The sequence below is a fragment of the Aeromicrobium sp. Leaf289 genome (genome assembly GCF_001423335.1).
Lineage (GTDB): Bacteria > Actinomycetota > Actinomycetes > Propionibacteriales > Nocardioidaceae > Aeromicrobium.
The window spans coordinates 1,068,709-1,088,549 of record NZ_LMNK01000002.1; the positions used below are offsets into that span (position 1 = coordinate 1,068,709).

Genomic DNA, 19,841 nt, shown 5'->3' on the forward strand with positions numbered 1-19,841 from the left:
GGTGAGCGACACCGGTGCGGACGCGAGGACGGTGCGGGCCGAGCCGAGCCTGCGCCACGACGTCGAGCCGACGCCGGAGCGCCTGGCGGAGGCGTCCGAGGTCTTCGGGCTCCTCTCCGACCGCACCCGGCTGCACCTGCTGTGGGTGCTCGCCCGTCAGGACGCCGACGTCTCCACGCTCGCCGACACCGTGGACGCGAGCCGGACCTCGGTCAGCCAGCACCTGGCGAAGCTGCGGCTGGCCGGCCTCGTGGAGGCGCACCGCGAGGGCCGACGGGTGCGGTACACGCTCGTCGGCGGCCATCTGCGGCGGCTCCTGCTCGAGGCCATCGGCCATGCGGACCACGTGGTGACGGGCGAGCCGCACCACCGCTGACGGCGTGCGGGGCGAGGTTAGTGTGACCTCAGTTACAGGCGGTCCGAGCCGGGCGTAGAGTGAGGCGCAGGTCACGTTGTGAAGTGATTCACAAGGTCACGATCTCGCTCTACGTCAGGTTGCGTCGATCTCGCTGGAGGTGGCGGTGAACGAGTACACACCCGTTCTCGTCCTGGGTGCGCTCGCGGCAGGGTTCGCCGTGTTCAGCGTGGGCATCGCCCCGTTCACCGGGCCCAAGCGGTACAACCGCGCCAAGCTCGATCGCTACGAGTCCGGCATCGAGCCGAGCCCGCTGCCCGAGGGCGGCGGCAAGGTGAGCATCAAGTACTTCTTCACCGCGATGATGTTCATCGTCTTCGACATCGAGATCGTCTTCCTCTACCCCTTCGCGGTCGCCTTCGACCAGATGAGCTGGTTCGCGGTCTTCGCGATCCTGCTGTTCCTCGTCAACGTCACGATCGCGTACGCCTACGAGTGGCGGCGCGGCGGAATGGAGTGGACCTGATGGGTCTCGAGGAGAAGCTGCCCAGCGGCGTCCTGCTCTCGACGGTGGAGGGCCTCGCCGGCTACATGCGCAAGGCGTCGTTCTGGCCCGCCACCTTCGGGCTGGCGTGCTGCGCGATCGAGATGATGACGTTCGGCGCGCCCCGGTTCGACTCCTCGCGCTTCGGCATGGAGGTCTTCCGCCCCAGCCCGCGCCAGGCCGACCTGATGATCGTCGCCGGCCGCGTGAGCAACAAGATGGCCCCTGTCCTGCGCCAGATCTACGACCAGATGGCCGAGCCCAAGTACGTGCTCGCCATGGGTGTGTGCGCCAGCTCCGGCGGCATGTTCAACAACTACGCGATCGTCCAGGGCGTCGACCACGTCGTCCCCGTCGACATGTACCTGCCCGGCTGCCCGCCGCGACCCGAGATGCTGATCGACGCGATCCTCAAGCTGCACGACCAGATCCAGCACACCAAGCTCGGCGCCAACCGCCTCGCCGAGATCAAGGCCGACGAGCAGGTCGCGCTGTCGGCCACGCCCACGTCGGCCATGAAGGGCCTGATGCGCTGATGGCGGACGAGAAGAAGAAGAAGCCCGCGAGGAAGAAGGCCGCCGACACGGCGACGAAGCCCGCGGTGGGCGACAAGACCGAGACGGTCGACGCCCACACCGACACGCAGGACCGCTCCCGCGACCCCAAGGCTGCTCGGTCCGGGGCTGCTGAGGCCGGGGCCGCGGACGCCGAGGCCACTGACGACGGGGCCGCGAGCGCCGACACCAGCGTGGTCCCCAGCGACGCCGAGACCCTCGAGGTCGTCGACGTCCGCGAGGGCATGTTCGGCGTGCACGGCACGGGCGACACGAGCGGCTACGGCGGCATGACCCGTCCCGTGGCCATGCCCGCCCCCTCGCAGCCACCCTTCGGTGCCGGGGGGACCAGCTGGTGGGACGACGTCCACGGCCGGCTCGCCACCCTCACCGAGGACACCGGCGCGATCGAGAAGGTCGTCGTCGACCGCGGCGAGATCACCTTCTTCGTCCGCCGCGAGGCCCTCGCCGACACCGCCCGCCACCTGCGCGACGACCCGGCCCTGCGCTTCGAGTTCTGCAGCAGCCTCTCGGCCGTGCACTTCCCGCACGAGACCGGCCGCGAGCTGCACGTCGTCTACCACCTGCTGTCGATGACCCACAACCGCCGCATCCGGCTCGAGGTCACCTGCCCCGACGCCGACCCGCACGTGCCCAGCGTCGTGGCCACCTACCCGACGGCCGACTGGCAGGAGCGCGAGGCCTGGGACATGTTCGGCATCGAGTTCGACGGCCACCCCGCCCTCACCCGCATCCTCATGCCCGACGACTGGCAGGGCCACCCCCAGCGCAAGGACTATCCGTTGGGCGGCATCCCGGTCGAGTACAAGGGCGGCACGATCCCGAGCCCCGACCAGCGCAGGAGCTACTCGTGACGAGCACCCACGAGACCGGCACTCACGACGCGTACGCCGGCACCAGCGAGACGCCGTCGGGACCGGTCTTCACGGTCACCGGCCAGGACTGGGACACCATCGACGCCTCGGCCGTCGACGGTGACCGCATCGTCGTCAACATGGGCCCGCAGCACCCGTCGACGCACGGCGTGCTGCGCCTGATCCTCGAGATCGACGGCGAGACCGTGAAGGACGCCCGCCCCGGCATCGGCTACCTGCACACCGGCATCGAGAAGAACATGGAGTTCCGCACCTGGACGCAGGGCGTGACCTTCTGCACCCGCATGGACTACGTGGCCCCCTTCAGCAACGAGGCCGCCTACGTCGCCGCGACCGAACGGCTGCTCGGGATCGAGGACGACGTCCCCGAGAAGGCCCAGGTCATCCGTGTCCTCATGCTCGAGCTGAACCGCATCAGCTCCCACCTCGTGTGCATCGCCACGGGCGGCATGGAGATCGGCGCGCTGACGGTCATGACCTGCGGGTTCCGCGACCGTGAGCTGATCCTCGACCTGTTCGAGGCGATCACCGGGCTGCGCATGAACCACGCGTACTTCCGCCCCGGCGGCGTGGCCCAGGACCTGCCGGCCGGGGGCCTGCAGCAGCTTCGCGACACCGTGGCGGTGCTCAAGAAGCGCCTGCCCGAGTACGCCGCCCTCTGCAACGCCAACCCGATCTTCAAGGGGCGCCTCAAGGGTGTCGGCCACCTCGAGCTCGACGGCTGCCTCGCGCTCGGTCTCACCGGCCCGCCCCTGCGCGCCACGGGCTACGACTGGGACCTGCGCCGCAAGCAGCCGTACTGGGGCTACGACACGTACGACTTCGACGTCGTCACCTGGGACGAGCCCGACGCCTACGGCCGCTTCCGGGTGCGCCTGGAGGAGATGTGGCAGTCCATGCGCATCGTCGAGCAGGCCATCGACCGTCTGGCGACCCTCGAGGGAGCGCCGGTCATGGTCGACGACCCGAAGATCGCGTGGCCGGCCAAGCTCAGCGTCGGTTCCGACGGCCAGGGCAACTCCGCCGAGCACATCCGGCACATCATGGGCGAGTCGATGGAAGCGCTCATCCACCACTTCAAGATCGTCACCGAGGGCTTCCGGGTCCCGCCCGGCCAGGCCTACGCGGCCATCGAGGCGCCGCGCGGCGAGATCGGCTGCCACGTCGTGTCCGACGGCGGCACCCGCCCGTACCGCGCGCACTTCCGCGATCCCAGCTTCATCAACCTGCAGGGCACGTCGATCATGAGCGAGGGCGGGATGATCTCCGACGTCATCGTGGCCATCGCCAGCATCGACCCGGTCATGGGAGGTGTCGACAGGTGAGTGAGCTGCAGTCGTCCACGCCGGCGATCGACGAGAGCACGGTCGATGAGCTGCGCGAGCTCATGGGGCGGTACCCGCAGGCGCGCTCCGCGCTGCTGCCGATGCTGCACCTCGTGCAGTCCGTGCAGGGCAGCGTCACGGCCGAGGGCATCGAGCTCTGCGCCGAGCTGCTCGGCCTCTCGGCGGCCGAGGTCTCGGGCGTCGCGACCTTCTACACGATGTACAAGCGTCGGACGATGGGCGAGCACCACGTGGGCGTGTGCACCAACACGCTGTGCGCGGTCATGGGCGGCGACCTGATCTTCGAGCGGCTCAAGGAGCACCTCGACGTCGGCAACGACGAGACCACCGCCGACGGCACGGTCACGCTCGAGCACATCGAGTGCAACGCGGCCTGCGACTACGCGCCGGTGCTGACCGTCAACTGGGAGTTCATGGACAACCAGACGCCGGAGTCGGCCGTGGAGCTGGTCGACCGGCTGCGTGCCGGCGAGCAGGTCACCTCCAGCCGCGGGGCCACGATCACCAGCTGGCGCGAGGCCGAGCGGGTGCTCGCCGGCTTCGAGGACGGCCGGGTCGACGAGGGTCCGTCCGCGGGAGCCGCGTCGCTGGTGGGTCTGGAGATCGCGAACGAGCGTGGTTGGTCCGCCCCGCCGCTCGACACGACCGACGGCGGCTCGACGAGCGCGGCGGCCGAGTCCGAGGCCGCCGGCGGGGGTTCCGGGTCGCGGGCGGAGAAGGACAGGGCCGAGGCGGAGGCCGACACCAGTCGGGCCGAGGACGAGACCGTGGCGGAGGAGTCCGACGCCGATGTCGAGGGTGGCGGCTCAAAGGAGAGCGGGGAGTCCGATGACTGACGTGCTGACGCCGGTGCTGAGCCGGAACTGGGCCGACGAGCGGTCCTGGACCCGCGCGGCCTACGAGGAGCGCGACGGCTACGCGGCCCTGCGCTCGGCGCTCGACATGGCGCCCGACGAGATCGTCACCCTGGTCAAGGACGCGGGCCTGCGCGGCCGTGGAGGCGCCGGCTTCCCGACGGGCATGAAGTGGAGCTTCATCCCGCAGGACAACCCGAACCCCAAGTACCTCGTGGTCAACGCCGACGAGTCCGAGCCGGGCACCTGCAAGGACATCCCGCTCATGATGGCCAACCCCCACGAGCTGATCGAGGGCGTCATCATCGCGAGCCTGGCGATCCGGGCGGAGCAGGCCTTCATCTACGTGCGCGGCGAGGTGCTGCACGTCGTGCGCCGGCTCCGGGCCGCGTGCCGCGAGGCCTACGAGGCCGGCTACCTCGGGGCCGACGTGCTGGGTTCCGGCCGGCGGGTCGACCTGGTCATCCACGCCGGCGCGGGCGCCTACATCTGCGGCGAGGAGACGGCGCTGCTCGACTCGCTGGAGGGCCGCCGCGGCCAGCCCCGGCTGCGCCCGCCGTTCCCCGCCGTGGAGGGTCTGTACGCCAGCCCCACGGTCATCAACAACGTCGAGTCGATCGCCTCGGTGCCGGCCATCGTGCGCGGTGGCATCGACTGGTTCGGCTCCATGGGCACCGAGAAGTCCAAGGGCTTCACGCTCTACTCGCTGTCGGGCCACGTGAAGCGTCCCGGTCAGTACGAGGCGCCGCTCGGCATCACCCTGCGCCAGCTGCTCGAGCTCGGCGGCGGCCTGCGGGACGGCTCGGAGCTGAAGTTCTGGACCCCCGGTGGCTCCTCCACCCCGATCCTCACCGCCGAGCACCTCGACGTCCCCCTCGACTACGAGGGCGTCGGCGCAGCGGGGTCCATGCTCGGCACCAAGGCGCTGCAGGTCTTCGACCAGACCACGTCGGTGGTGCGCTGCGTGCTGCGCTGGACCGAGTTCTACAAGCACGAGTCGTGCGGCAAGTGCACGCCGTGCCGCGAGGGCACGTGGTGGCTCGTGCAGGTGCTGCAGCGTCTCGACGCGGGCGAGGGCCGCGAGGGCGACATCGAGCTGCTGCTCGACCTGTGCGACAACATCCTCGGACGGTCCTTCTGTGCGCTGGGCGACGGCGCCACGAGCCCCATCACGTCAGCCGTCCAGCACTTCCGCAGCGAGTTCGAGGCCGGCCTGCACACGCCGTCGGCCGAGCTGTTCCCGCCTGCGGCGTCGACCCTGTTCCCGAGCGAGGTGACCGCATGACCCTCGAGGCCTCCCGCGAGACGCAGACCCCCGTCGACCTCGTCACGTGCACCATCGACGACGTCGAGGTGAGCGTGCCCAAGGGGACGCTCGTCATCCGCGCCGCCGAGCTGGTGGGCACCGAGATCCCGCGCTTCTGCGACCACCCGCTGCTCGAGCCCGTGGGGGCGTGCCGCCAGTGCCTCGTGGAGGTCCCCGACGCCGGCAACGGTCGTGGGTTCCCCAAGCCGCAGGCGTCGTGCACCCTCGAGGTGGCCCCCGGGATGGTCGTCAGGACGCAGGTCACGTCGCCCGTCGCCGAGAAGGCCCAGCACGGCACGATGGAGCTGCTGCTCGTCAACCACCCGCTCGACTGCCCGGTGTGCGACAAGGGCGGGGAGTGCCCGCTGCAGAACCAGGCCATGAGCCATGGCCGCGGCGAGAGCCGGTTCGCCGAGACCAAGCGGACGTTCCCCAAGCCGCTGGCGGTCTCCGAGCAGGTGCTGCTCGACCGCGAGCGCTGCGTGCTGTGCGCCCGCTGCACCCGTTTCTCCGAGCAGATCGCGGGCGACCCGTTCATCGCGCTCGTAGAGCGTGGGGCCCGTCAGCAGGTCGGGATCGGACCGGCCACCGACGAGGCGGCCTTCGGTGACCGCCGGGAGGGCGGCGAGCAGCCGTTCCACTCCTACTTCTCCGGCAACACCATCCAGATCTGCCCGGTCGGCGCCCTCACGAGTGCCGACTACCGGTTCCGGTCGCGCCCCTTCGACCTCGTCTCGACACCGTCCGTCGGTGAGCACGACGCCTGTGGCGCCGCGATCCGCGTCGACCACCGTCGCGGCGCGGTCATGCGCCGCCTGGCCGGTGACGACCCCGAGGTCAACGAGGAGTGGATCACCGACAAGGACCGCTTCGCGTTCGCGTGGAGCCGTCAGCAGGACCGGCTGCGGACGCCGCTCGTGCGCGACCCGGACTCCGGCGAGCTGGTGGCGGCGTCGTGGCCGGGTGCGCTGGCCGCGGCCGCGGCCGGTCTGCGCGAGGCCGCCGGCAAGGTCGGCGTGCTGCCCGGAGGTCGCCTGACCGCCGAGGACGCCTACGCCTACAGCGTCTTCGCCCGTGCTGCCCTGCGCACCAACGACATCGACTTCCGCACCCGACCGCACTCCCTCGAGGAGTCGGCGTTCCTCGCTGCGCGGGTGGCGGCCCGACGCGACGTCGTCACGCGCGACCTCGAGTCGGCCTCGACCGTCCTGCTCGTCGGGCTCGAGCCCGAGGACGAGGCGGGCACGCTCTTCCTGCGCCTGCGCAAGGCCTCCAAGCACGGCGTCCGCGTCGTCGCGGTGGGCTCGCACACCACCCGTGGCCTCGCCAAGTGCGGCGGTGAGCTGCTCACCGCCCGACCCGGCGAGGAGGCCTCGGTGCTGGACGGACTGGGCACCGACGCGATCGCCGCGGACGAGCTGGGCCTCGACGCCCGGGCGATCGTCCTGCTCGGTGACCGTCTCGCCAGTGCGCCCGGCTCCTTCAGCGCCGCCGTGCGTCTGGCCGAGCGCTCGGGAGCCCGCCTCGCGTGGGTGCCGCGTCGTGCGGGGGACCGTGGCGCCGTCGAGACCGGGTGCCTGCCCAGCCTGCTGCCGGGAGGACGCCCAGTGGGTGACGCCGAGGCGCGCGCCGACCTCGCCGCGGCCTGGGGCATCCGCTCCGTGCCGGCCAAGGCCGGACGCGACACGAGCGGCATCCTGCAGGCCGTCGCCAAGGGCCAGCTGCGCGCCCTCGTCGTGGGCGGCGTCGAGATCGACGACCTGCCCGACCCGGCGGCCGCACGTGCCGCCCTGGCCGCCGCCGACTTCGTCGTCAGCCTGGAGGTCCGCGAGAGCGAGGTCACCCGTGCCGCGCACGTGGTGCTGCCGGTGGCCCCGCCGGTGGAGAAGTCCGGCACCTTCGTCACCTGGGAAGGACGGCTGCGTCCGTTCGACACGGTGCTCCAGGTGCCCGGCTCCCTCACCGACGTGCGGGTGCTCGCCGGCATCGCCGAGGAGCTCGGCGCACCGCTCGGCTTCCGCACCACGGCCGGCGCCATGCGCAGCATGCGGGAGCTGGGGCCGTGGGACGGGTCCGGCGTCGCCGACCCCGACCTGGCTGCTCCCGAACCGTCGGCACCCGGGTCCGGCGAGGTCCTGCTGGCCACGTGGCGCCAGCTGGTCGACGACGGCCGGCTGCAGGACGGCCAGGAGCGCTACCGCGCCACCGCGCGACCGGCCGTGCTCAAGGCATCGGTCGCGACCCTCGCCGCGGCCGGCGTCGAGCCGGGCGGCGTCGCCACGATCGCGACCGACCTCGGCAGCGCTGACTTCCCGACCCAGGTCGCCGACCTGCCCGACGGCGTCGTGTGGGCACCCGGCAACAACGGCGTCCACCTGCGCGGTGCCCTCGGTGCCGACCACGGATCGGTCGTCCGCCTGAGCGCCGGAGGTGCCGCTCATGAGTGAGCTGTTCGGCAACGAGCCGCTGTGGGTGGTGGCGCTCAAGGCGCTGCTGGTCTTCGTGATCCTCGTGGTCTACACGCTGTTCAACATCTGGTTCGAGCGTCGCGTCGTGGCCCGCATGCAGCACCGCGTCGGCCCCAACGTGCACGGCCCGTTCGGCCTGCTGCAGAGCCTCGCCGACGGCGTCAAGCTCGCGCTCAAGGAGGACATCGTCGTCAAGGCGGCCGACAAGGTCGTCTACGTGCTCGCGCCGATCCTCGCCACGATCCCGGCCTTCCTGGCCTGGGCGGTCATCCCGTTCGGTCCCGAGGTGCGGATCCCCTTCACCGACACCGTCACCCCGCTGCAGCTGACCGACATGCCCGTCGCCGTGCTGTACGTCCTGGCGGTCACGTCGATCGGCGTCTACGGCATCGTCCTGGCCGGCTGGTCCTCGGGCTCCACCTACTCCCTGCTCGGCGGTCTTCGCTCGAGCGCCCAGGTGATCTCCTACGAGGTCGCGATGGGGCTGAGCTTCGTCACGGTGTTCATCTACGCCGGGTCGATGTCGACGAGCGAGATCGTGGCCGCCCAGGAGGACCTGTGGTTCTTCGTGCCGCTGCTGCCGTCGTTCATCATCTACATCATCGCCATGGTCGGCGAGACGAACCGTGCGCCGTTCGACCTGCCGGAGGCCGAGGGCGAGCTGGTCGGCGGGTTCCACACCGAGTACTCGTCGCTGAAGTTCGCGCTGTTCTTCCTGGCCGAGTACATCAACATGGTCACCGTCTCGGCGCTGGCCACCACGCTGTTCCTCGGCGGTTGGCGCGCCCCGTTCGGCCTCGGCCAGATCAACGACGGCATGCTCAACGAGGGCTACTGGCCGGTGCTGTGGTTCCTCGGCAAGACGCTGGGCTTCATCTTCCTGTTCATCTGGCTGCGCGGCACCCTGCCCCGCATGCGCTACGACCAGTTCATGGCGTTCGGCTGGAAGGTGCTCATCCCCATCTCGCTGGCCTGGATCGTGGCCGTGATCATCGTCCGCAAGGGAATGACCGACGGCACCTTCGACCGCCAGACGCTGTTCGTCGCGGCCGGGGTCGCCGCCGTGGTGCTGCTCGTCAGCCTGTTCATCCCCGAGCGGAAGAAGCCCGAAACCGTGCCGACCAGTGGAGCCGACGGCGCGACCGCGCCCGACGGCGAGGGCCCCGCTGCGGGGTACCCGACCCCGCCCATGCCCGAGCAGTCCTGGAACCGGAAGGAGGGCGTCCGACGATGAGTCAGCAGTCGAACGGCGGAGGCAGCCTGAAGGAGACGCTGTGGGACCCGATCGCCGGGTTCGGCGTCACGTTCCGCACGATGTTCAAGAAGCCCGTCACGCAGCAGTACCCCTTCGAGAAGGTGCCGACGGCGCCCCGCTTCCACGGCCGGCACCAGCTGAACCGCTGGCCCGACGGGCTCGAGAAGTGCGTGGGCTGCGAGCTGTGCGCCTGGGCGTGCCCGGCCGACGCGATCTACGTCGAGGGTGCCTCCAACGGCACGACCGACGACGAGCGCTTCAGCCCGGGGGAGCGGTACGGCCGCGTCTATCAGATCAACTACCTGCGTTGCATCCTGTGCGGCCTGTGCATCGAGGCGTGCCCCACGCGGGCCCTGACGATGACCAACGAGTACGAGCTGGCCGACAACAACCGCGAGGACCTCATCTACGAGAAGTCCGACCTGCTGGCACCCCTGCTTCCGGGCATGGTCGAGCCGCCGCACGGGATGCTGATCAGCGACGACCACCACGACTACTACGCGGGCAAGACCCTCCCGATCGTCGGCGTCACCAGCGGTGGCGCCACCACGGACGAGGAGCCGGGCGAGTGACCGCGTTCTGGATCATCGCGCCGATCGTGGTGGTGGCCGCCCTCGGGCTGGTCTTCGCGCGCAAGGCGGTGCACGCGGCGCTCAGCGTCGCGGTCGTCATGATCGGGCTGGCCGTGCTGTACGCCGCGCAGGGCGCCCCGTTCCTGTTCGCCGTGCAGATCATCGTCTACACCGGCGCGATCATGATGCTCTTCCTGTTCGTGCTGATGCTCGTGGGCGTGGACTCCTCGGAGTCGCTGACCGAGACCATCAAGGGCCAGCGGCTCGCCGCGTCGGTCGCCGGTCTCGGGTTCGGCCTCGTGCTCGTCACGGCCGTCGGCCAGACGGCCCTCGGCCCGGTCACCGGTCTCGGATCGGCCAACGAGAACGGCAACGTGTTCGGGCTCGCGGAGCTGATGTTCAGCCCCTACGTCGTGGCGATGCAGTTCACCGCCGCGCTGCTGGTCACCGCGGTGCTGGGCGCCATGGTGCTCGCGCACCGCGAGGCCCTGTCGCCCCGGCGCAGCCAGGGCGACATCGCCCGGGACCGGATGGCCGAGTACGCCGCCACCGGTCGCCACCCGGGAAACCCGCCGACGCCGGGCGTCTTCGCCCGCCACAACGCGGTCGACACCCCGGCCCCGCTGCCCGACGGCACCCCCGCCGACGACTCGGTCTCACCGAGCATCGTCGCGCGCGGCCAGCTGCGTGACGGCTTCGACGACGACATCCACGCCGTCACCGACCAGCTCCGTGACGAGGACGAGGACGACGGAGAGCGCCGGCGGGGCTCCGGGGCCGCGGGTCGGGAGGACGAGTCGTGAACGAGTACCTGACGCTGTCGATGATCCTGTTCACCATCGGTGCGGTCGGCGTCCTGGTGCGCCGCAACGCGATCGTCGTCTTCATGTGCATCGAGCTCATGCTGAACGCGACCAACCTCGCCCTGGTCACCTTCGCCCGTCAGCACGGCAACCTCGACGGCCAGATCGCGGCGTTCTTCGTCATGGTCGTGGCCGCGGCGGAGGTCGTCATCGGCCTCGCCATCATCGTGTCCATCTACAGCACGCGTCGTACGACCTCGGTCGACGAGGCGAGCCTCCTGAAGCTCTGAAGGGGTAGGCGTGCTCGATCTCGTCTGGCTGCTCGTCGTGGTGCCGCTGGTCAGCGGCCTCGGCCTGCTCGTGTGGGGCAAGGAGGGCGACCGCGTCGGCCACCTCGTCGGCACGGCGGCCTCCGCGGCCTCGTTCGTCATCGGGCTGGTGGCCTTCGTCCAGCTCCTCGGTCGACCCGAGGACGACCGCTCGGTCGCCGACTCGCTGTTCACCTGGATCTCGGCCGGTCCGTTCAACGTCGAGATGGCCTACCGGTTCGACCCGCTGTCGGCGCTGTTCGTGCTGCTGATCACCGGCGTGGGCACGCTGATCCACGTCTACTCGATCGGCTACATGGAGCACGACGAGCGGCGCCGTCGGTTCTTCGCGTTCCTCAACATCTTCATCGCGGCGATGCTCACGCTCGTGCTCGCGGACGACTACCTGGTGCTGTTCCTGGGCTGGGAGGGCGTGGGCCTGGCCTCGTACCTGCTCATCGGGTTCTGGCAGCACAAGCCGTCGGCGGCCGCCGCGGCCAAGAAGGCCTTCGTGCTCAACCGCGTGGGCGACCTCGGCATGGCGCTCGCGATCATGCTGATGTTCGCGCAGTTCGGCACGTCGTCGATCCAGGCGGTCAACGGTGCGGTCGGCTCGGCGAGCGAGTCGGTCGCGACCGCGCTCGGCCTCCTCCTGCTCCTCGGCGCGTGCGGCAAGTCCGCCCAGGTGCCCCTGCAGGCCTGGCTGCTCGACGCCATGGAGGGCCCGACGCCCGTCTCGGCCCTCATCCACGCCGCCACGATGGTCACCGCCGGCGTCTACCTGGTGGTCCGCAGCAACGGGGTGTACGACGCGGCGCCCACGGCGCAGACGGCGGTCGTGGTCGTCGGCCTCGTCACGCTCCTGGCCGGTGCATGGATCGGCTGCGCGAAGGACGACATCAAGAAGGCGCTGGCCGGCTCGACCATGAGCCAGATCGGCTACATGATGCTGGCCGCCGGACTCGGCCCGGCGGGCTACGCCTTCGCGATCTTCCACCTCATCACCCACGGCTTCTTCAAGGCCAACATGTTCCTCGGGGCCGGCTCGGTGATGCACGGCATGGACGACGACGTCGACATGCGGCACTACGGCGCGCTCCAGCGAGCCATGCCCATCACCTTCGCGACGTTCGGCCTGGGCTACCTCGCCATCATCGGGTTCCCCGGGTTCTCCGGCTTCTTCTCCAAGGACAAGATCATCGAGGCGGCGTTCGGGCACTCGTTCTGGGTGGGCCTCGCGGCGCTGCTCGGTGCCGGGGTCACGGCGTTCTACATGACCCGGCTCATGGTCATGACCTTCACCTCGCCGAAGCGCTGGCTCGACGACGTGCACCCGCACGAGTCGCCGCGCGTCATGACGGTGCCGCTCATGGTGCTGGCCGCCCTGTCGGTGCTCGGCGGCGTGCTGCTCCTCGGCGGCTGGATCGAGCACTGGCTCGAGCCGGTCGTCGGACCCACCGAGCACCACGAGCTGGCGGTGCCGGCGTGGGGCATGTCGATCATCGTGACGCTCGTCGTCGCGGTCGGCGTCGCCCTGGCCTGGCTCACCTACACGCGGGGCTCGTTCGGACGCGGCCCCATCACGCAGGTGGCGCCGTCCGACGGCGACGTCTCCGCCTTCACCCGCGCGGGCCGCCACGAGCTCTACGGCAACACCGTCAACGACGTGCTCGTCGTCCGGCCCACGAGCCACCTCACCCGGGTGCTCGTGTACCTCGACGCCAAGCTCGTCGACGGACTGGTCACCGGCCTCGCCGACCGACTCGGCGACACCTCGCAGTTCCTGCGCAAGCCCCAGACCGGCTACGTGCGCAGCTACGCCCTCAGCATCCTCGTCGGCTCGCTCGTCGTGGTGCTCGCTCTCCTGGCGGTGACCCTCGCATGATCCTGTCCGTCCTCGCCGCCACCCCGCTCGTGGGTGCCCTGGCCATCTCGCTCATGCCGCGCTCCGCGGCGAGCGCGCGCTCGGTGAAGATCGTGGCGCTCGCGTTCAGCGTGCTGACGCTCGTGCTCTCGCTCGCGATGATGGCCCGCTACGACGTGCAGGCCGGTGGCTACCAGCTGACCGAGCTGCACGACTGGATCGGTCCCCTGGGGGCGCACTACTCGCTGGGCGTCAACGGCATCGGCCTCACGCTCGTGCTGCTCACCACGGTGCTCGTGCCCATCGTGCTGCTCGCCGCCTGGGACGACCGCATCCCTTCAAGCCGCAGCGTGAACTCCTACCTCGCGTGGATGCTCGTGCTGGAAGGTCTCGCGATCGGTGTCTTCTGCGCCACCGACGCCTTCTTGTTCTACGTCCTGTTCGAGGCGACGCTGATCCCGATCTACTTCCTCATCGGCTCCTACGGTGGGGCGGGGCGCACCTACGCGGCGGTCAAGTTCCTCATCTACAACCTGGTCGGCGGCCTGCTCATGCTCGCCTCGATCGTGGGCCTGTACGTCGTCACGGCCCGCGCCGGCGATCCCACGTACCTGCTCTCCGACCTCTCGGGGCTGGAGATGAGCACCACGACGGAGCGGCTGCTGTTCATCGGCTTCATGGCCGCGTTCGCGATCAAGGCGCCGCTCTTCCCGTTCCACACCTGGCTGCCCGACGCCGCCGGCACGGCCACGCCGGGCACGTCGGTGCTCATGGTCAGCGTGATCGACAAGGTCGGCACGTTCGGCATGCTGCGCTGGTGCCTGGAGATCTTCCCCGGCGCCTCGGAGTGGGCCAGCCCCGTGGTCATCACCCTCGCGGTCATCAGCATCCTCTACGGGGCGCTGTGCGCGATCGGACAGGACGACATCCGTCGGCTCGTGGCGTTCACGTCGGTCTCGCACTTCGGCTTCATCATCCTGGGCATCTTCACCTTCACCCACACGGCCACCGCGGGCTCGACGCTCTACATGTTCAACCACGGGCTCTCGACGGCCGCGCTGTTCCTCGTGACCGGCATGATGATCTCGCGCCGCGGGTCGGCGAGCATCCGCGACTTCGGCGGGGTCCAGAAGATCGCGCCCGTGCTCGCGGGGATCCTGCTGGTCGCGGGCCTGTCGAGCCTGTCGCTGCCCGGCCTCGCGCCGTTCGTCAGCGAGTTCATGGTGCTGGCCGGCACGTTCACCCGGTCGGTGCCCGCCGCGGTGCTCGCGACGCTGGGCATCGTGCTCGCGGCGCTCTACATCCTGATCATGTACCAGCGGACGATGACCGGACCGCTGCAGCCGGGGGCCGAGGCCGTGCGCGACCTCGTGCCGCGCGAGGTGGCCGCCCTGACGCCGGCGATCGTCCTGATCGTCGGGCTGGGCTTCTACCCGCAGCCGCTGCTCAACGTCATCAACCCCGCGGTGACCGAGGTCGTGAGCCAGGTCGGCGTCGGCGACCCCGCGCCGCGGACCCCGGCCAGCCTGGACGGTCTGAGCGAGTCGGGGGCCTACGTCCCGACCCGTGACTCGCACGAGACGGAGGGTGGTCACTGATGTCGACGCTGCTGCCACTGGTCGCCGACCGACCCGACATCGCCGCGCCCACCGTCGAGTGGTCGCTCGTCTCCCCCTTGCTGGTCGTGGGCGGCGTGGCCATGGTGGCCGTGCTCGTGGAGACCTTCTGGCCCCGCCGCACGCGATTCGCCGCACAGGCGCTGCTCGCCGCCGTCGGCATCGTGGCCGCGTTCGCTGACACGGTGCGGGTCTACCTGTCCCTCGACCGCATCGAGGGCGATGTCACGGCGCGCGGCTCGGTCGTGACCGAGGGCGCCCTCGCCGTGGACGGGCCCGGCGTCTTCACGTGGGCCCTGCTGCTGCTGTTCGCCCTGCTCAGCGTGGCCCTGTTCGCCGAGCGTCGCCTCGACGGTGGGCTCAGCGCCTTCACCGGCCGGGCGGTCGATCCTCCCGGCTCGGCCGGCGAGGCCGAGGCCACGACGATGCGCCTCGAGCACACCGAGACCTTCCCGCTGGCCCTGTTCGCGCTGACGGGCATGATGCTGTTCGCCACCAGCAACGACCTCATCACCATGTTCGTGGCGCTGGAGGTCATGAGCCTCCCGCTGTACCTGCTGTGCGGGCTGGCGCGACGTCGGCGCCTGCTCAGCCAGGAGGCCGCGCTCAAGTACTTCCTGCTCGGTGCGTTCTCGTCGGTGTTCTTCCTCTACGGCGTCGCCCTGGCGTACGGGTACTCCGGCAGCTTCCGGCTCTCGGAGATCGACACCGCGGTCACGTCGCGCACGGGCGGTGAGCACCTGCTGCTCGCGGCCGTCGCGCTGATCAGCGTCGGCATGCTGTTCAAGGTCGGCGCGGTGCCCTTCCACCAGTGGACCCCCGACGTCTACCAGGGCGCCCCCACCCCGGTCACCGCGTTCATGGCGGCCGGCACGAAGGCCGCGGCGTTCATCGCGTTCATGCGCGTGCTGTTCGTGGCCTTCGGCGGAGCCTCGTGGGACTGGCGTCCGACCCTGTGGGTCATCGCCCTGCTGACGATGGTCGTCGGCTCGCTCATCGCCATCGCGCAGACCGACGTCAAGCGCATGCTCGCCTACTCGTCGGTGGCGCACGCCGGGTTCCTCATGGTGGGGCTGGCCGGCGCCTACGTGGCCGACACCGACCGGATCACCTCGGTCTCGGGCATCCTCTTCTACCTCGGTGTCTACGGCGTGGCCTCCATCGGGGCGTTCGCCGTGGTCACGGTGGTGCGCGACGCCGGAGGCGAGGCCACGCACCTGTCGCGGTGGGCCGGGCTGGGCAAGGAGTCGCCGTTCCTGGCCGGGTCGTTCGCGCTGTTCATGCTGTCGTTCGCCGGGATCCCGCTCACCGGCGGCTTCATCGGCAAGTGGAGCGTGTTCAGTGCCGCATGGTCGGGCGGGTACGGCGCCCTGGTGGTCGCCGGCGTGCTGACCAGCGCCGTGGCGGCCTACTTCTACGTGCGCGTCATCGTGCTGATGTTCTTCACCGACCCCGTCGGCGACGGGCCGACGGTCGCGCTGCCGAGCCTCTTGACTACGGTGGTCATCGCAGCAGCCGCTGTGGGCACGGTGGCCATGGGCATCCTTCCAGGGCCGGTGCTCGATCTCGCTCAGCACGCGGGCACGTTCGTGCGCTGAGCCCACCGGACCAGGAGCAGACGTGTCGCTGGGAGTCTCGTTCGACGACCCGACCCTCGAGGAGCGCGTGCGCCTCGGGGTGGAGGCCGTCGAGCGTCGCCTCGCCGAGGCCGTCGACAGCCCCGACCCGTTCGTGGCCGAGGCCGCCGCCCACCTCGTGAACGCCGGGGGCAAGCGGTTCCGGCCGCTGCTCGTGGTGCTCGCCGCGCAGCTGGGCGATCCCGACCACCCCGACGTCGTGCCGTCGGCCGTCGTCGTGGAGCTCACCCACCTGGCCACGCTGTACCACGACGACGTGATGGACGAGGCCCCGTTGAGGCGGGGGGCGCCGAGCGCCAACGACCGCTGGGGCAACTCGCTGGCGATCCTCGTGGGCGACTACCTCTTCGCGCAGGCCTCCGAGCTCGTCTCGACGCTGGGCACCGAGGCCGTGCGCATCCAGGCCGAGACCTTCTCGCGGCTCGTCCGGGGGCAGATCCGCGAGACCATCGGTCCGTCCGAGGGTGAGGACGCGCTGCAGCACTACCTCGACGTCGTGGCCGACAAGACCGGTTCGCTGATCGCCACGTCGGCGCGCTTCGGTGCGCGGGCGGCGGGCGCGGGCGAGCAGGTCGAGGCCGCGCTCACGGAGTTCGGCGAGCGCATCGGCGTGGCGTTCCAGCTGAGCGACGACGTGCTCGACATCGCCAGCGAGAGCGACGACTCGGGCAAGACGCCCGGCACCGACCTGCGAGAGGGCGTCCCGACGCTGCCCACGCTGCTCGCCCTGCGCGGCACCGACCCGGCCGACGCCGAGCTGCGCGAGCTCCTCGCCGGCCCGATCGAGGACGACGCCGTCGTCGAGGAGGTGCTCGCCGCGCTGCGGGTGCACCCGGCCATGGCCGAGGCGCGGGCGCACGTGCAGGCCGAGGCCGACGCCGCCCGAGCCCTGCTGGCCGACCTGCCCGACGTGCCGGCCCGCCGCGCCCTCGAGGCGCTCTGCGACTCCCTCGCCACGCGTCTGGCCTGACGCCTCGCCCCGTCCGCGCCCCCAGCCCGCGTCAGGACGCGGCCCCGGGAGCGGACGGGTAGGTCAGCAGGCCTCGGCGTTGGTGGCGGTTTGGCGCAGGATGCGGCGCCGGTTGCCGATCGCGTCGATCGTGAAGATCACGAGCGCCGACCACACGAGGGCGAAGCCGATCCAGCGCGCGGTGCTCATCGCCTCGTCGAAGACGAACAGGCCGAGCAGGAACTGCAGGAACGGTCCGAGGTACTGCAGGAGCCCGATGGTGGTGAGCGACAGCCGGGTGGCGGCGGCCCCGAACATGAGCAGCGGGATGGCCGTGACCACACCGGTCCCGACGAGCAGCGTCGCGTTCGCGGCACCCGCGTGGCCGAAGGTCAGGTCGCCGCGCAGCTGGAGGACGACCAGGAACGCCACGGCCACGGGCGCCAGGATGAGCGTCTCCATGCCGAGCCCCTCGAAGGCCCCGAGCGAGGCCCGCTTCTTGAGGAACCCGTAGGTCGCGAACGAGCCCGCGACCAGGAGCGCGATCCAGGGGAGGCGCCCGTAGTCCACGGTGAGCACGACCACGGCCACGAACCCGATGCCGACGGCGGCCCACTGGGCGGGCCGCAGGGTCTCCTTGAGCACGAACACGCCGAGGAGCACGGTGACCAGCGGGTTGATGAAGTAGCCGAGCGACGTCTCGATGACGTGCCCGTTGGTGACGCCCCAGATGAACCCGCCCCAGTTGAGCGCGATCGTGACCGACGCGAGCGCGAGGAACAGCATGAGCGTGCGGTCACGGGCGATGTCGCGGAAGCGTCCCCAGCGTCGGGTCGCGGCGATGAGCACGAGCACGAAGACCAGCGACCACACGATGCGGTGGGCCAGCACCTCCAGCGGTCCGGCCGGCTCGAGCAGCGGCCAGTACAGCGGGAACAGTCCCCAGCAGAGGTACGCGCCGATGCCGTAGGGGAGCCCGCTGCCCTCTCGAGGCGCCGTGGTGGTGGGGGTGTCCTGCTGCGTCACCGTCCGAGCGTAGGCCCGGTCCGGTCCGAGTCGATGCGACGGGCCGTCCGGCCGGACGCGCACGGGGGTGGGCGATCGTCCACGATGGTGTCCATGACGTCGACACCACGCTGGTTCACCGACACCGACGAGAACCACTCCACCTGGTACCGCGACCGGTTCCGCGAGCTGGCGGCCGAGGGTGCCGACCTCGAGGGCGAGGCGCGGCTCGTCGACGCGCTGAGCCCGCGCGGCTCCCGGGTGCTCGACGCCGGGTGCGGTGCCGGACGTCTCGGCGGGACCCTGCACCGGCGGGGGCACGACGTCACCGGCGTCGACGCCGACGAGGTGCTGGTCGCCGAGGCGCAGGCCACGCACCCCGGGCCTCGCTGGCTGGTCGCCGACCTCGCCGGGCTCGACCTCGGCGAGACGTTCGACGTCGTGGTCACCGCCGGCAACGTGATGGTCTTCCTGGCGCCGGGCACCGAACGGCAGGTGGTGCAGCGGCTCGCGAGCCACGTGACCGACGACGGAGCGCTGGTGCTCGGCTTCCGCCTCGACTGGCACTACGGCCTGCCCGACCTCGACGCCGACCTCGACGCCGCCGGCCTCGCCGTGGAGCAGCGGTTCGCCACGTGGGACCTGCGGCCGCTCACCCCTGCGTCCGACTTCGCGGTGACGATCGCCCGGCGGCCCGCCTAGCGGTCTACGCTGCGGTCGTGGTGATCGACGGACGGGACGTGCTCGCAGCGGGGGAGTTCCAGGCGTACGACACCAGCCACGTGACGGTGCTCGTGCTGTTCGCCGTCGGCCTGGCGCCGATCGTGCTGCTCGGCCGGCGGGTGCGCGGAACGGCAGGGGAGGCCACGACGAGCCGCGTCCTCGCCGTCGGCATCGTCGCCGTGACGGTGCCCCTGCAGGTCCTGCAGCTGCTGCCGGCGGAGTGGAACCCGCGCACGTCGTTGCCCTTCCAGCTGTGCGACCTGGCCTGGATGTTCGCGGTGCACGCCTTGTGGACGCGTTCTCGTCTCACGTCGACCGTCACCTACCTCTGGGGCCTCACTCTCACGACGCAAGGCATGGCCACGCCCGACCTCGCCTCCGCCTGGCCCGAGCCGAGGTTCGTCATGTTCTGGGCGATGCACCTGCTCATCGTGTGGGCCGCGGTCTACCTCGTCGTCGGGCTCGGTGTGCTGCCGACGTGGTCGACCTACCGCCGCACGGTCGTGATCACGCTCGTCTGGGCGGCGTCGGTCTTGGTCTACAACACGCTCGCCGACACCAACTACGGCTACCTCAACGGCAAGCCGAGCCGCGCCTCGCTGCTCGACGTCCTGCCGGCGTGGCCCTGGTACGTGGCGGTCGAGATCGCCGTGGTCGCCGCAGTCTGGGCTCTGCTGGTGTGGCCGTGGACGCGCGCCCGCACCGGCACCCTCGCCGGCGCCGCGCGCCCTGCATGAGAAGCCTCTCACCGTCGCGTCATGCCGCTCTCACGCACGGGGCCTTGCA

General features: G+C 70.8%; 19 protein-coding genes. 18 read left to right on the top strand and 1 reads right to left on the bottom strand.

The window, feature by feature from the left end:
- The first annotated feature begins 1 nt into the window (after position 1).
- The 16 genes from ASF37_RS09145 (at position 2) to ASF37_RS09220 (ending at position 17,348) form a co-directional block, all read left to right on the top strand.
- Positions 2 to 376: a helix-turn-helix transcriptional regulator gene (locus ASF37_RS09145; protein ID WP_055964033.1), complete on the top strand. Its 375-nt coding sequence runs from the start codon at positions 2 to 4 to the stop codon at positions 374 to 376.
- Between the two features lie 145 nt (positions 377 to 521).
- Positions 522 to 881: an NADH-quinone oxidoreductase subunit A gene (locus ASF37_RS09150; RefSeq protein ID WP_055964037.1), complete on the top strand. Its 360-nt coding sequence runs from the start codon at positions 522 to 524 to the stop codon at positions 879 to 881.
- Positions 881 to 1,435: an NADH-quinone oxidoreductase subunit B family protein gene (locus ASF37_RS09155; RefSeq protein ID WP_055964040.1), complete on the top strand. Its 555-nt coding sequence runs from the start codon at positions 881 to 883 to the stop codon at positions 1,433 to 1,435. The genes ASF37_RS09150 and ASF37_RS09155 overlap by 1 nt, the downstream gene beginning before the upstream one ends.
- Positions 1,435 to 2,328: an NADH-quinone oxidoreductase subunit C gene (locus ASF37_RS09160; protein WP_082506459.1), complete on the top strand. Its 894-nt coding sequence runs from the start codon at positions 1,435 to 1,437 to the stop codon at positions 2,326 to 2,328. The genes ASF37_RS09155 and ASF37_RS09160 overlap by 1 nt, the downstream gene beginning before the upstream one ends.
- Positions 2,325 to 3,674, top strand: coding sequence for an NADH-quinone oxidoreductase subunit D (locus ASF37_RS09165; protein ID WP_055964043.1), 1,350 nt, complete (start codon positions 2,325 to 2,327; stop codon positions 3,672 to 3,674). Before ASF37_RS09160 ends, ASF37_RS09165 begins: the two co-directional genes overlap by 4 nt.
- Positions 3,671 to 4,531 carry an NADH-quinone oxidoreductase subunit NuoE gene (gene nuoE, locus ASF37_RS09170; RefSeq protein ID WP_082482011.1) on the top strand — a complete coding sequence of 287 codons (861 nt, stop codon included), beginning with the start codon at positions 3,671 to 3,673 and terminating at the stop codon, positions 4,529 to 4,531. Before ASF37_RS09165 ends, nuoE begins: the two co-directional genes overlap by 4 nt.
- Complete coding sequence (gene nuoF, locus ASF37_RS09175) at positions 4,524 to 5,834, top strand: NADH-quinone oxidoreductase subunit NuoF (protein WP_055964047.1); 1,311 nt, start codon at positions 4,524 to 4,526, stop codon at positions 5,832 to 5,834. The genes nuoE and nuoF overlap by 8 nt, the downstream gene beginning before the upstream one ends.
- Positions 5,831 to 8,302 carry an NADH-quinone oxidoreductase subunit G gene (locus tag ASF37_RS09180; protein ID WP_056579964.1) on the top strand — a complete coding sequence of 824 codons (2,472 nt, stop codon included), beginning with the start codon at positions 5,831 to 5,833 and terminating at the stop codon, positions 8,300 to 8,302. Before nuoF ends, ASF37_RS09180 begins: the two co-directional genes overlap by 4 nt.
- Positions 8,295 to 9,557 (top strand): NADH-quinone oxidoreductase subunit NuoH, encoded by a 1,263-nt coding sequence (gene nuoH / locus ASF37_RS09185; RefSeq protein ID WP_056579966.1) that lies wholly within the window; start codon positions 8,295 to 8,297, stop codon positions 9,555 to 9,557. The genes ASF37_RS09180 and nuoH overlap by 8 nt, the downstream gene beginning before the upstream one ends.
- The gene (gene nuoI, locus ASF37_RS09190; RefSeq protein WP_055964060.1) at positions 9,554 to 10,150 is read left to right on the top strand and encodes an NADH-quinone oxidoreductase subunit NuoI; all 597 of its coding nucleotides are present in this window, start codon (positions 9,554 to 9,556) and stop codon (positions 10,148 to 10,150) included. The genes nuoH and nuoI overlap by 4 nt, the downstream gene beginning before the upstream one ends.
- Positions 10,147 to 10,953, top strand: a complete 807-nt coding sequence (locus tag ASF37_RS09195) for an NADH-quinone oxidoreductase subunit J (RefSeq protein ID WP_056579968.1) — start codon at positions 10,147 to 10,149, stop codon at positions 10,951 to 10,953. The genes nuoI and ASF37_RS09195 overlap by 4 nt, the downstream gene beginning before the upstream one ends.
- Positions 10,954 to 10,973: 20 nt before the next feature.
- Positions 10,974 to 11,243 carry an NADH-quinone oxidoreductase subunit NuoK gene (gene nuoK / locus ASF37_RS09200; protein ID WP_055966220.1) on the top strand — a complete coding sequence of 90 codons (270 nt, stop codon included), beginning with the start codon at positions 10,974 to 10,976 and terminating at the stop codon, positions 11,241 to 11,243.
- A gap of 10 nt (positions 11,244 to 11,253) precedes the next feature.
- Positions 11,254 to 13,146, top strand: a complete 1,893-nt coding sequence (nuoL, locus tag ASF37_RS09205) for an NADH-quinone oxidoreductase subunit L (protein WP_055964066.1) — start codon at positions 11,254 to 11,256, stop codon at positions 13,144 to 13,146.
- Complete coding sequence (locus ASF37_RS09210) at positions 13,143 to 14,723, top strand: NADH-quinone oxidoreductase subunit M (protein WP_056579970.1); 1,581 nt, start codon at positions 13,143 to 13,145, stop codon at positions 14,721 to 14,723. The genes nuoL and ASF37_RS09210 overlap by 4 nt, the downstream gene beginning before the upstream one ends.
- The gene (gene nuoN, locus ASF37_RS09215; RefSeq protein ID WP_056579972.1) at positions 14,723 to 16,339 is read left to right on the top strand and encodes an NADH-quinone oxidoreductase subunit NuoN; all 1,617 of its coding nucleotides are present in this window, start codon (positions 14,723 to 14,725) and stop codon (positions 16,337 to 16,339) included. The genes ASF37_RS09210 and nuoN overlap by 1 nt, the downstream gene beginning before the upstream one ends.
- A gap of 28 nt (positions 16,340 to 16,367) precedes the next feature.
- Positions 16,368 to 17,348, top strand: a complete 981-nt coding sequence (locus ASF37_RS09220) for a polyprenyl synthetase family protein (RefSeq protein WP_369797006.1) — start codon at positions 16,368 to 16,370, stop codon at positions 17,346 to 17,348.
- 63 nt (positions 17,349 to 17,411) lie between these two features.
- Here ASF37_RS09220 and rarD read toward each other — a convergent pair whose 3' ends face one another.
- A complete protein-coding gene (rarD, locus tag ASF37_RS09225) occupies positions 17,412 to 18,353 on the bottom strand; it encodes an EamA family transporter RarD (RefSeq protein ID WP_082480402.1) in 942 nt (313 codons plus the stop codon).
- A gap of 93 nt (positions 18,354 to 18,446) precedes the next feature.
- On the opposite strand from rarD, the gene ASF37_RS09230 reads away from it, so the two are divergent.
- On the top strand, positions 18,447 to 19,034 hold the full coding sequence (locus ASF37_RS09230) for a bifunctional 2-polyprenyl-6-hydroxyphenol methylase/3-demethylubiquinol 3-O-methyltransferase UbiG (protein WP_055966224.1): 588 nt from the start codon (positions 18,447 to 18,449) through the stop codon (positions 19,032 to 19,034).
- 17 nt (positions 19,035 to 19,051) lie between these two features.
- The gene (locus ASF37_RS09235) at positions 19,052 to 19,792 is read left to right on the top strand and encodes a TIGR02206 family membrane protein (protein ID WP_056579974.1); all 741 of its coding nucleotides are present in this window, start codon (positions 19,052 to 19,054) and stop codon (positions 19,790 to 19,792) included.
- The last annotated feature ends 49 nt before the right edge of the window (positions 19,793 to 19,841 follow it).